The sequence below is a fragment of the Spartinivicinus poritis genome (assembly GCF_028858535.1).
Taxonomy (GTDB): Bacteria; Pseudomonadota; Gammaproteobacteria; order Pseudomonadales; family Zooshikellaceae; genus Spartinivicinus; species Spartinivicinus poritis.
Window position 1 is genome coordinate 1 of sequence record NZ_JAPMOU010000080.1, and the last position, 12,727, is coordinate 12,727.

General features: G+C 38.5%; 9 protein-coding genes. All 9 read right to left on the bottom strand.

Going from position 1 to position 12,727, the window contains the following annotated elements; genetic code table 11:
* Positions 1-1,031 precede the first annotated feature (1,031 nt).
* Positions 1,032-1,463, bottom strand: coding sequence for a hypothetical protein (locus ORQ98_RS27425; RefSeq protein WP_274692020.1), 432 nt, complete (start codon positions 1,461-1,463; stop codon positions 1,032-1,034).
* A gap of 276 nt (positions 1,464-1,739) precedes the next feature.
* Positions 1,740-2,030: a hypothetical protein gene (locus ORQ98_RS27430; RefSeq protein WP_274692021.1), complete on the bottom strand. Its 291-nt coding sequence runs from the start codon at positions 2,028-2,030 to the stop codon at positions 1,740-1,742.
* Positions 2,031-2,250: 220 nt separating this feature from the next.
* The gene (locus ORQ98_RS27435) at positions 2,251-2,733 is read right to left on the bottom strand and encodes a hypothetical protein (protein ID WP_274692022.1); all 483 of its coding nucleotides are present in this window, start codon (positions 2,731-2,733) and stop codon (positions 2,251-2,253) included.
* Positions 2,734-3,217: 484 nt separating this feature from the next.
* Entirely contained in the window at positions 3,218-3,910 is a 693-nt protein-coding gene (locus tag ORQ98_RS27440; RefSeq protein ID WP_274692028.1) for a DUF637 domain-containing protein, read from the bottom strand.
* A gap of 200 nt (positions 3,911-4,110) precedes the next feature.
* Positions 4,111-4,491, bottom strand: a complete 381-nt coding sequence (locus ORQ98_RS27445; RefSeq protein ID WP_274692023.1) for a hypothetical protein — start codon at positions 4,489-4,491, stop codon at positions 4,111-4,113.
* Positions 4,491-4,970, bottom strand: coding sequence for a hypothetical protein (locus ORQ98_RS27450; protein WP_274692024.1), 480 nt, complete (start codon positions 4,968-4,970; stop codon positions 4,491-4,493). The genes ORQ98_RS27445 and ORQ98_RS27450 overlap by 1 nt, the downstream gene beginning before the upstream one ends.
* A 92-nt stretch (positions 4,971-5,062) precedes the next feature.
* The gene (locus tag ORQ98_RS27455; protein WP_274692025.1) at positions 5,063-5,575 is read right to left on the bottom strand and encodes a hypothetical protein; all 513 of its coding nucleotides are present in this window, start codon (positions 5,573-5,575) and stop codon (positions 5,063-5,065) included.
* 8 nt (positions 5,576-5,583) lie between these two features.
* Positions 5,584-6,159 carry a hypothetical protein gene (locus ORQ98_RS27460; RefSeq protein WP_274692026.1) on the bottom strand — a complete coding sequence of 192 codons (576 nt, stop codon included), beginning with the start codon at positions 6,157-6,159 and terminating at the stop codon, positions 5,584-5,586.
* A gap of 302 nt (positions 6,160-6,461) precedes the next feature.
* On the bottom strand, positions 6,462-12,727 hold a 6,266-nt coding region (locus ORQ98_RS27465), incomplete at its 5' end, for a DUF637 domain-containing protein (protein ID WP_274692027.1).

Sequence of the window (12,727 nt, forward strand, 5' to 3'; positions counted from 1 at the left end):
CAAATCCTCTCATATACAGTGGATTATACACATGATGCTGTATTATTGAACCTAGAAATGATTCGCGACTGGTATATATAATGATATCAAAACATCACCTGAAGATATAGTTAGACTTTCAAAAGAGCTTGAAATCACAAAACCATTTAAAAAAAACAAAGAAGCTATAAAATTATACAACAAACAACTAAAAAAAATAAAAATAGAAAAACTTGAGCAAAACCTTACTTCAAACACACCATTTAATAAAAATATATCTGAACAAATAGTTATTGACTTACAAAGTAAAGCTCTAGATGAATATATTAATAAGGAGTTGCATTTTGATACAGACATTACAAACTATTTTATTGTTGGAAGTGATTACTCTCGAGAGTCTAGAATAGATAGATTCTATAAACAACACATTCGTTATACTTTATCTAAAGCATTTAATGGCCACTGTTGCAAATGTAATGAAGGAATGGGGCAATTAGAATTTGACCATTTTTGGCTTCCAAAGTCCCAGGGTGGAAACTTTGCTATGAGACATAAAAATGGACTTTATATTAACAATTGCATCCCTCTATGCAAGTCATGTAATTTAAGTAAAAGCGCAAAAAACTATCTTGATTTTTTCAGCCAAGATGAAGTTGTGAGATTATTATCCATAAACAAGCAGGTAGAATCCAAATTAAATCATTTATTTATTTTATTGACAGTGATTTTCCAACCAGAGCCTTAAATAGAGCTTAACAATTCAAGGCAATATACTTGTTCTTGATATTAAATATACTTTTAGTAAAAATATATACATATAATCTCAGATAAACTTAAAAAATATTTGAGATTATGCACTGCAAATCAATTGCCTAGCGTTTAGTTTTTGCTGCTTATATTTTGCCAGATTATAACTATATAGCTTTTGATCTTTAATTCACACTAAAGCATTGTTTTAAGGTTAGTGTTTTGCTGATTAATACTACCCGCCTGCTGTATTAGGCTGGGTTTGTTGGTTGGCCCTGCAGGCGTGTGACCATGACTGGAAAGATCTAAAAACGCTTACTCAACGACTTCCATAAACTCAGACAGCAGTTGCAGTACATTGTCACTTTGTTGCCTAACCAGACTTTGCCGCCGTCTTTGACTTGGGTGATTTGCTTCAGTTTGGCCAGGCTGTGTTTAATCCCGTTGATATGCTCTTGCATATCGTTACCTACGACAGTATGACTATCATTGCCTGTAGCTATCTTGAGATTATCAATTGCGGCTAATTCAGCTGTACCGCCCGAATGCAGTTTAAGCGTTCCCATCGCCTCTATGGCTTTGGTACCGCCAATCGTTTCAGTGCTGTCCTCCACTACTGTCGTTTGACTGATTTGGGCTTTAGTTTCCTGATGTAGTGTTTCCAGCTGAAAATTTTGGCAATCAGAGCTTGATGTAGAAGCCAGGGGCTCATCACTCCCAGCACATGTAAGTTTCATATTAGCTTTCTTATGTTAATATGTATACCTATAATGTCTATGAATCACACATTAGCAGGATAACTGTGCTCAGAAATTAAACTTCTTGGAAACTGAAAAATTTATGCGATAAAGCTGGATACCTTATAGCTCATTTATTAACTTCAGCTCATTCTGAAGGTTTCGAATATCGTCTGATTCACATCCATTATCAATACAAGTTTCTAAAACTTGCAATGATATAGATTTCAATTGAGAGCATAGCTCTGATAAAGAAACTATTTTTATATATAATTACTACCTAGCCTCTATTAAATAGCCAATTTCATTTAAAACACTAATCAGTTCACTGACAGGGACTTCAATATAACAACAGCTCATTCCATAATTTACCTTATAGTTTTTTTTAAATTTAAAGTTTAATAAATTAGCTACCACTTCTGATATGTCAGTCTTGCTTGAATCAGAAACACTAATCGAGCAAAGCTCTGAATCAAAACTAACTAAAGCCTCATAGTTTAAACCTACATCCCACCATTGCTGCTTACCTAAAATTTTGTCATCTTCTTCTCTTTTAAGTTTTATCATTTTTGCACTCTTCTATCTGTAAGCTTATCATACACACTTTTTCTGCCAGCACTATTTAAGATTAAACTTTGCTCTTGTTTAAAAATTTTAATCACCTGCCTATCTCCAGGAGTACCAGAAGCATTAAGTGTAATATAGCTGGAAATCTATAATGTGGCATAAATAGAATGCCTCTACCCTCAGATACAGCCTGTTTATTGAGCGAATCGACTATGTCACTTTATGATTTTCTAGCTATATCTGATGTGCCCGGATGTGTATGTGCCGAGAATTTATACCCTTGCTTATGAAGGTTCTTTAACTGTTGAATAGTTAAACGTACTCCATTTGAGTTTCCTCGAATTAGTAGTCTTTGCGCCCCTCTGGTAAACAGAGCAAACTCGTCACCTGTTTTGGCTGTCAAATGGGCTAAATCATTAACATTAATGTCACGTTTTTTTAGTATAACTCGTGAAAGCTCTTTAGGAACCTTGCTTAACAGTACTTGTTGGCGCTTAGAAAGCTCTTTTGCTCCATAGAGAACTTCTATGGGGGTACTTGCTGATATCGTAACATCTGGGTTTTGTTTATTTTTATAAAGACCGCGAGCGGTATATCCCTCTTTTAATCCAATAAATGTAGCTGCCGCAACTTGAGCATGCCCCTTTGTAAGACCATAGTCTTCGATCAATATATCCTTTAATATTTCAGCATTACGCTGCAATACTGCTTGACCGATTAGCCCTTTTGTTGAAGGGTTTGTACTATCCTTCAGAAGAGTAAAATACTTACAAGACCCTTTTCCTAGCGCTTCATATTGCTCATCTATATTTTCATTAGTGTCATATGCCTGATTAATTGCTTTAGAGATTGCCGTACATTGATCCTAGCTTTGTAAACAGACTGCAAATACCTCATCATCATTTTGTATGCTTTCTTTAATATCAATACTGCGGACAGTTTTATAGGTGTTGTATGTTAGTGTTTACGGGGGGAGTGCTCTACTCTCATATACTTTATTGCAAGATAGCCTGAGGCTTAACATGCAATAAACTCCTCCTTCCTATGGTACATGGCCTGTAGAGCAATGTTTTATAATTCAAAAACTGTCCACAGTATTGTAATATAATTGCCTACTTTTTCTCTACTACAATTATCGTCTTCACACTGGCTTAGCTCTTTTGCAGCCGCTACTAGTCTTTCATGGGCTAAGTAGTTATACCTTGTAGCTTGTTCGCTCCTTGTTCAGGATTACCACCCTCTAGTGCAGTTGCAGTCACACCGATAATCTGCGAAAGGGTTTCTACTTTTAGTTCATGATCGCCTTCTTTAAACCATTTGCTTTGAGTGAGCTTATCAATCAGTAACTCATTGGCACCCGCCGCAATTGCACCTGACTTAAAGTCACCGCCAGTGGCCTCACTGATTAAACCACCTGTAATGGCATGTAGTACTGTTTTCTGGGGACTGCCTTCTACAAACAGGTTAGGGTATTCAACGGATAAGTCACCAATCGCATTAAAGGCAAGCCCTGAAGCAACATTACCTGCTGCACTCACTAAGCCTTGACTAATGTTGTCACCAACACTACCGCCATGAACGGCACTATCAACTAGTGCACCTGTTGTAGCATTAGCCGCCTGTTGCAGTGCAAAGTTCCGAATACCTTCTAATGTATTTAAATTAAATGAAGCACCAGTAAAGGCAGGGTTCACGAAACCTGTCGTTAAGCCTGCGGTTAAACCCGCGCTAGCAATATTTTTTAAACCATCTTTAGAAAAGGTATTTTTTAGGCCTGCGCCAATATTGCCTTTACCATTAATCGTACCTACAGCAAATTGGCTAGCGGCATAGGCATAGGCTGCAACAACACTGGTACTGGTTAAGGCTACCTCCGAAATTTAATGGCTGTCCCTATTATTCTTTGTCATGGTATCCTTATATAATCGCCATAAATTCGATGCATTACTATACAGCGACAGATGTCAATTGGGTGATTTTGTCCCGCTTTAGATTAGAGGCCACAGTATTTAATAAGCTTTTATTATTAGCTAAGGAGCAGAATTTGAGTTTATCATTCAGGTTTCAATTTATTATAGAACTAACCAATCGCTTTAAGCCTTATTTCCACATCTGCTTTAGTTAGAAAATTTTCATTTAGGTCACAAAGAATACCATTCCAAGCAGTCATCATTTTCAATGCCAATTCCAAATACATAGCTTCTGATTTACTTTCCCATCCGACCTCAAATAATATTTGGGTTCGAGGGGGAGCACAAAGCAAACGTGAATACTGCTCAATCTCCTCACCCGAAACAGGCTCTTCATCTCCCAAAACTGATACCCACACATTCCCCTTCTCTTCCGAAAAGGAATATGAGTCACTTTCAGCAATGAAAACACCGTTATTCTTGGTACAGAACTCACAAAATATTTCATTCGTAAGCTCATCAGATAAAACTAAATATGCAGACAACCCCATTAGAAACCCCCATTCCTATTAACAAACTCAGTCAACTCTTCCATACTTCTGATTAATTTTACTCCAGGAATATTTGTATACACTTTTACCTGTTGAGGAGCAGTAACATTAGGAGCGTAAAATATTACAGGTTTACGGTTAGGATTGATCAATGTATTATTCACTCGCTTAGTTAACTGCTTAACTTTCTTTGGTGTAGATTTAGCAGTAACTTCGAATAAAAATCGAGGAGTTTCAGCATCAACTTCTCCAATACCAACAGGCTTTCCATTTGGACGTGTATGGCTATTTATTACCTCTTGGTATCTCAGTAAAACACCTTTATTGTCTAGAAAGCGTCCAATCTGCCCTTCCAAGATGTAACCCTCCCTAGTCAAACCATCAGCAACAACAGTCCCATCAGGTTTTCTACCTTGTAAAGCCAGATTTATATCATCTTTATATTGCCCTGGTTTTACTTGCTTGGTAGCGATAGCCACACCATGCCACTAACTTTTAGAAATACTTATATTGATTAAAAATTTAGTAGCTGTCCTTACTATTTTATTTATAACCTTAACCAACTCAAAACTTAGATAGAAACAAACCTTGTCCTATTATTTTTCTTTTCTACTTTTACGCCAAAAGCTCGTAAATCATTTAGTTTTGGGTCTCTACAAAAAAAATCTTCAAATTTATTTTGCACATCTTTTTTAGCAAAAACAAGCAACCCCTTGCATATATTTTTGAAATTAAAGCCCAATTCATTACTCGCATAATATAAAAAAATTAAGTTCCGAATATTTTCTCTGTAGTCTGTTCGAAACCCCTCCAGAATATGCATAACAATTCCATACTTTATCCATTCTACTGAGTTTAAATCAATAGCTCGTTCAGCAGCAAGTGAGCCAAGATAAACTAGTTTCATGCCAAGCTTACTTGATACCCTATAAAAAAGTTCTTCTCTTTCAGATCTGGATAATGCCTCATAAATACTAATAAACTTTGGCAGCATATCAGTAATAAGATCTGATTTTGAATGAAACCTTAAGCTTGTATGATCAATGATTTCTAAAGTTTTTAAACACTCTTCAAAGGCTTTCATAAATCACCTTACTTAGATGGTGGAACCATGTAATTTCCAACCTTCTTATATCCAGCATCCCGTAACTGCTTCAGCTCACGGAAAAAAACTGTTGTAGGGTATTTGGGGTTATCAGTTCTTAAATTTTTAAAGTCAATATTAGAACCAAGATAAAACTTTTTCCTCGCATCAATACCCCCTTGGATCCAGGCATCATTGACATTAATAGTCCAGTCAGAATCATTTAAGCGCCTGAAACCAAGCTTTTCACGAGCAGCAGTATCATCTAACCTTCCAATAACTAGCTCTTCTTTGCTACGACTACTTTGTTTATATACACGCCATGCTGCGTTTGCTTCAGTGCGATTTGAAAAGTTTACTCCATAGCTCCTTTCAAAGTCGACTCTGTTGTCATAAGCCGATGCAGTTTGATAGTGATTACTACTGGTTTGGCCTGCATGCTTCTGATTTCGTTTAAAGTAGTTGCGAGCAAAATAAGTAGCCCCCAGACCAACCAATGTAATTGTAGCTGCTTGAGCATGCTCTTTTGTAAGACCATAGTCTTCAATTAAGATTTCTTTAAGTACTTCAGCGTTGCGCTGCAATACTGCTTGGCTAATTATGCCTTTTGTTGAAGGATTGGTTTGATCTCTCAGAAGAGTAAAGTACTTTGATGACCCTTCTCCTAAAGCCTCATACTGTACATCTATATTTTCATTTTTATCATATGCCTGATTAATTACTTTTGAAATGTCAGTACAAGTTTCTTGGCTTTGTAAACAGACTGCAAATGCCTCATCATCATTTTGTATGCTTTCTTTAATATAATTGCTTACTTTTTCTCTACTACAATTATCGTCTTCACACTGGCTTAGCTCTTTTGCAGCCGCTACTAGTCTTTCATGGGCTAAGTAGTTATACCTTGTAGCTTGTTCGCTCCTTGTTCAGGATTACCACCCTCTAGTGCAGTTGCAGTCACACCGATAATCTGCGAAAGGGTTTCTACTTTTAGTTCATGATCGCCTTCTTTAAACCATTTGCTTTGAGTGAGTTTATCGATCAGTAACTCATTGGCACCTGCCGCAATTGCTCCTGATCTAAAATCGCCGCCAGTGGCCTCACTGATTAAGCCTCCTGCAATAGCATGTAATACAACTTTCTGCGGACTGCCTTCTGCAAACAGGTTAGGGTATTCAACGGATAAGTCACCAATCGCATTAAAGGCAAGCCCTGAAGCAACATTTCCTGCTGCACTCACCAAGCCTTGGCTAATGTTATCTCCAAGATCACCACCGTATATTGCACTATTAACGAATGCTTTAGTTGTCGCTTCTGCTGTCTGTTGAATGACAAACTGTTTTATGTCATTAATATTTTTTAAATTAAGTTTTGCCGTGACATCCACTCCCAGTGCAGGATTAACGTAGCCTGTGAGTAGGCCTGCAGATATTCCTGAGCTGGCAATATTTTTTAAACCTTCTTTAGAAAAGGTATTTTTTAGGCCTGCACCGATATTACCTTTGTTATTAATAGTGCCAATCGCAAACTGCTGGGCCGCAGAAGTAAAAGCGGCATTAGCTACAGCTGCTTGTGTAGCTGTTAATGCGACTGTGTTGCCTGCTGCGGAACTCAAGGCAGCAGATGCCAATTGAGCACCTTGTCCATACGTTAAAACACTCACAACAATTGCAACAACTAAGGCTCCTGCCCCTGATAACCCTGAGTGCTCATAATCCCAGCTCTCATGAATAGTTCTGATGGCGTTGTAATCCACATCACCCCGTTCAGCTAAGGTATTTAGCCATGCTAAGCTTGGGTCTGCTTGTACAATGCGTTCACGCATTTGGTCGATGGTGGCATTATCAACATGCTCAACATCCACCTCGATCCCTTCAGCCGCTTTTAAAATAATGGGGTGTTTAGCCAGTATCTTGGTGTAATGCAGAGTTTCGTCAGTACGGCCTTCTCCTTTGGCTTTCTGCCACACTAAGCTACTTTTGCTCTTTTCGTGACGCTCAACCTGCTGGGTTTTTGCCGCAGTAAATTTCAGTTTGCCGCCACTGGTTAAGGCCAGCTTATTACCTGCGGTTAACTCTGCAGCCTGGTATTCTTGGTCTCCACCGGTAGTCACCGTCAAATCGTTACCGGCCTTAATCGTGCTGGCTACTACCGTTTGATCAAGGGTGTTATCTAACCGGAATTTTTTACGACCAAACGAGCCTTTCTTTTTCTTCTCGTAGTAATAATATTCCTGGTCAATAGTGGCTAAAGCATTCAGTTCACCTTGTGCGGTTAAGTCCACATTGCCTTTAGCATCAATATCACTGCCTAACAATTGAATATTGCCACCTGCCTTAACAGTGGTATTTCCACCGCTGCTAACGAGTGCTTTTTGGTGACGAACAGAGTCCTTCTTAATAACTTTCTTTGAGCTACTTCCTTTTCGGTAATAGTCGTAGTGATCTTCGTTAGCCGCAGCAACTACAGCAACATCATTACCAGCCGTTAGATTAACCTGACCACCTGCTTTCAATTGGCTAGCAACCACAGTAATGTCATTGCCTGCCTTCAGTGCTAAGTTACCTTTTACGTCAATCTTAGAACCAATCTGACGGATACTTTCTTTAATTTCATGGCCTTTATGGAATAAATAAGCATCCCGTTGATGGCTTTGTTTTGCGGTATTATCAATATCATTGCCCGCCAACAAACGTGCATTACCCAAGCTACTGATGACCGAGCCTTGGTTTAAGATGTCTCGATTGGCTGTAATTTTTAGATCTTGATTAGCATGAATGACTGAAGCAGGGCTAACATCAGAAACAATTATTTCACGATTTTCAAACCAGTTACTCTTATGCTCTGTTATTAATCGATCGTTAACAACACTACCGTTAACCGCGGTTAACGCCAGCGTATTAGCGATAATTTGACCACCTTGGCTATTAATAATGTTATTACCGGCTACCGCAGCTAAATCTTGGTTAGCGGCAATAATGCCAGTATTGAGTATGTCATTCGCTGCGGATATTTTCAGGTCTTGATAAGCGTGAATACTACCAACATTTTCCAGGTTTCCACCACTGAGCAGATTTATATTTTGCCCAATAATCAACGAACCATCAGCTGCTAGTTCTCCTGGACGGGTTTGCGCTAAGTACACGACAGGTACTAATACCTTATGCCCATCAACCAACTGCTCCTCTAACCACACAATGTCATGGGTCAGAGCTGCTACTTGCTCTGGTGTTAAACTGACCCCTAAACTTAAATTCAGCCGATTTTTGGTAGCGACTGCATTATCCATTAAATATTTAAACTGGTCATAATCGCTAGAAAAATGGCTAGTAATAAACCGGCGTCCTGTCTGCGCAAAAATAGCCTGGCGAATTAAGTGGGTTTCGTATAACCCATCTCCTAACCGTTTGGTAATCTTATCTTCATTATAACCAATACGGTTAAGTAAATAGTTTGAGCTTAAAAAAGTCGAATATTCTGCATAAGCGGGATTGGTTTCAATCAAGTAATTATGCTTAGGCGTAGTGGTTGGCTGAGTAAATAGCCCGTATTTACCTTTTGGTAATCTAAAGCCTGATACTTTTAATGGATTAATCGCTATAAATGCGCTACCGGTAGGGACTCGGCCAGTCGTATTACTTTTAGCTGTTATAATGCCGTTACCTGTAGCAACACTGCTTTGTGAATTAGCCAAAGTGTTAGCAACTGAACCTAGTTGTAATGCAATAGTAGTATCATCAACTGTACCTAACACCTGACTGATAGCATTGGGTGCTTGATAAGCGAGTTGTCGACCACTAGCGCTGGTATTACCTACCTTGTTAACAATCTTTTTTGTTAAACCATGAGGGTTAAGAGTATTATTACCAATCAGGTCAGTCACTTGCACATGAATATTGCCACCTGCTTGAATGCCCGCTTTACCTACTATTTTGCCTGAAGTAGGGATTGTGGTGTCTTCAATTAATTGACCAGCTAAGATTTGAGCAGGAACAGGCTCATGGCGACTTGCATCAAAAAATGGGTTAGTTTCACCTGTTTTTTGCTGCTCTACTGAATTGAATGTGTATCTTACAAACAATGGTGTTCCATCTCTGATATTGTATTTTTCATACTTAGAATAAGAAGGATGAATAATTTCTTTACTGTTACTTTTATTAAAAGGCGCAATAACATCATCTACGACATTTTCGAACCCTGCGATTCCTTTTATATTTCCATCATATTTTCTATAACGAGTACTTTCAGTGCCAAGCTGAATACCCTCATTAATGAGCTTTGCTCCTGTTATTGTAATATTCTTATTAGCTGAAATTAAGCTATTGCTATTAATTGTTTCGCCACCAGTGATTGTTAAGCTTTCACCAGCAATTAATTGACTGGATGGACTGTCCTCGGTGACTTCTGTACGTTGTTGCTCTTCAATCAAGTAAAAAACATCAAAATTTCCATACTTACAGTTTCTACAGCTGTAACCACTGGTTGTATTTGAATTAGAAAACTGAATCGTAATATTGCCTGACACAGGAAAACTTCTATAGGCAAATTTATCCTTTTTGTTAAGTAAGCTATTAGTGTATATGTTGATATTACCTAAGCTTTCAATCAACCCAGAGGCGTTAATAATAGAAGCATTTTTTGCAAGAGAGCTGTTCCGCGCAATAGTTAAGTTTCCATTACTGTAAATATCGGCATAACGATTTTCAATTTGATTGGCGAATAAGCTCATATCGCCTGCAGAGAAAATCAAGCTACCATTTTCACCATTATTATTAGTTAACTTACTGGCAATGTTTAATGTTAAGTTTCCACCACTACCTAAAGTACCTGCATTAACCAAGTTAGTTGCGGTAATAGTTTGATCATTTCCACTGGTTAAACGGCCTTTATTGGTTACATTACCTTGTACTGTAATGGAGCTGTTATTTGCAGCAGCAATTGTAGCTTCATTCGTTAGTTGTTTGGCAGTAATGGATAGGTTGCCTAATGTCGATAGGGTACCCTTGTTTTGCAGTATATTGGCAATAACAAAAGTCAAATCGCCATTCATTGAAAATGTGTCTTGATTAGTTAGGTTATTGGCATTAATGGTGATTCCCAGACCACCACGCAAATCATTATTACTATCTAAGATAAGGTCATTAACCGATAACGTTAAATAATTCTTAGCCTGAATTAAACCACCATCATTAGTAAAATTGCTCGCTGTTAGTTGTAGATTGCCATCGCTAAGAATTTTACCGTTATTATTATCTAATGTGCTATTACTTAATACGATTTCTAAATCACTGTTAAAGTGATTATAAATTAACCCAGAACGATTATTTATAGCATTAACATCAATGTCCAAACCTCCTCGGCCATAAAGGGTGCCACCTCCATTGTTGAAGTAGTCACCAGTCAACTTAAATAATCCATCAGCGACGATTTTGCCATTGCTATTGTCGATCTGGCTGTTAGTATTGATTGTGACGTTATTACCTAAGTACTTAACCAGCCCATTACGGTTATTCAAACTGGCAGCATTGATAAATAATTGCTGACTGTTAGCTTCAATAGTCCCTTGCTGATTGTTGAGCACACCTCCCGTTACTAATCGGCTATTCGCTGTTGGAGATAGAGCTCTTACAGTGCCATTACTATTGACAAAATACTGTTGCGAATCGATCTGTAGCTGACCTTTCGATTCCACGAGGCCACTACTATTAGTAAATGTATTTGAGTTTACCGTTGTGTCACGACCAGCAATAATGCCACTGCTATTATCAATAGTATTTGCATTGATCGTTAATGCTTGGTTGGCCTTAATTTTACCTTTTATATTTTCTAAACCATCAATCACTAGTGTTAGCAGTTGAAGGCCTGCATGGTTAATTTCACCCTTATTATTCAATTGATCAGTTTTAATTGTTAGTTGATTAGCATTGGATTCAATTTTTCCTTGTTGGCCTTGGTTTGTCCCATTACTGATATTTGACGCTGCAATTTGCTGATTAGCTATACCCACCTGACGTATGGCACCACCGTCATTAATCAAGTCACCTTGTAAATTAACGGCTAAGGCTTCTGCTTCAATTTGCCCTTGGGTATTATCTAACTGGCTAGCGCTAGTAATAGCGGCTGACTTAGCACTGATAAATCCTTGCTGGTTATCAATAGCCCCACCTTGCTGCTGATAACTACCCAAGCTAATGATTTTACCTTGTTGGTTATTCAGCTGGTTGGTGATAACAGTTAATTGCTTGTTGCTCGCCTGGACCAGGTTACCACTCTGATTATTCAGGGTATTGGCGTTAACCGTCAGTTGCTGGTTTTCACTACGAATAATACCGTGAGTGTTGTCCAGTTGGCCCTGTACCTTAACCTGAGTTTGGCCATTACCCGCTAAGGCTTGAATCTGCCCTTGTTGGTTTAATAAATCACTACCGACGGTCAGTGTGGTATTATTTTTCGCTTGAATCAGCCCCGACTGATTATTCAATGCCTGCTGGGTGGTTAACTCAACGTTATTAGCCCCAATGATGCCTTGACTGTTGTCTATCGAGTCTGCTGATACGTTAAGTGACTGGTTTGATTGCAGTTTACCTTTCAGGTTATTCAACCATTGAATCGCAACATCCAATGTCCCTGTTCCCACGTGGGTAATATCCCCACTGTTTTCCAGTGACTCTGCCTGTAGGGTTAAATGGGTGGCATTAGACTCTATTCGTCCTTGCTGGCCACTGATGATGCCATTGCGAATAGTTTTAGTAGATAATAGTTGAGTATTATCACCTAATTGAGAAATCAGTCCTGCATCATTAATTAATTCATTTGTGGTTTGAATAGTAAGCTGCTCAGCGACTATTTCTCCTTGGCTGTTATCAACATGACTATTACCAGTTATGGTCACTTGATTAGCGGCCACAACCCCAGAGCGGTTATCTAGGTTAGTTTGGCCGTTTTGATAGTGGCCTTTTGAAAATAATTCACCCTGTTGATTATTAATTTGCTGGGCAGTAATGGTGAGTGACTGTTGGCCTGTATGCGTTATCTTTCCTTGCTGATTATTGACGGTTTGCGCCGTAATCGTGAGACTCGCATTATTAGTGGCAATTTCACCCTGCTGATTATCAAGTACACCTGCTGTGGTGATGACAGTATTGCCGGTTGTAC

Coding starts and splice junctions, on each gene's coding strand:
- ORQ98_RS27425 (WP_274692020.1), bottom strand. CDS start 1,463: ATGAAACTTACATGTGCTGGGAGTGATGAGCCCCTGGCTTCTACATCA.
- ORQ98_RS27430 (WP_274692021.1), bottom strand. CDS start 2,030: ATGATAAAACTTAAAAGAGAAGAAGATGACAAAATTTTAGGTAAGCAG.
- ORQ98_RS27445 (WP_274692023.1), bottom strand. CDS start 4,491: ATGGGGTTGTCTGCATATTTAGTTTTATCTGATGAGCTTACGAATGAA.
- ORQ98_RS27455 (WP_274692025.1), bottom strand. CDS start 5,575: ATGAAAGCCTTTGAAGAGTGTTTAAAAACTTTAGAAATCATTGATCAT.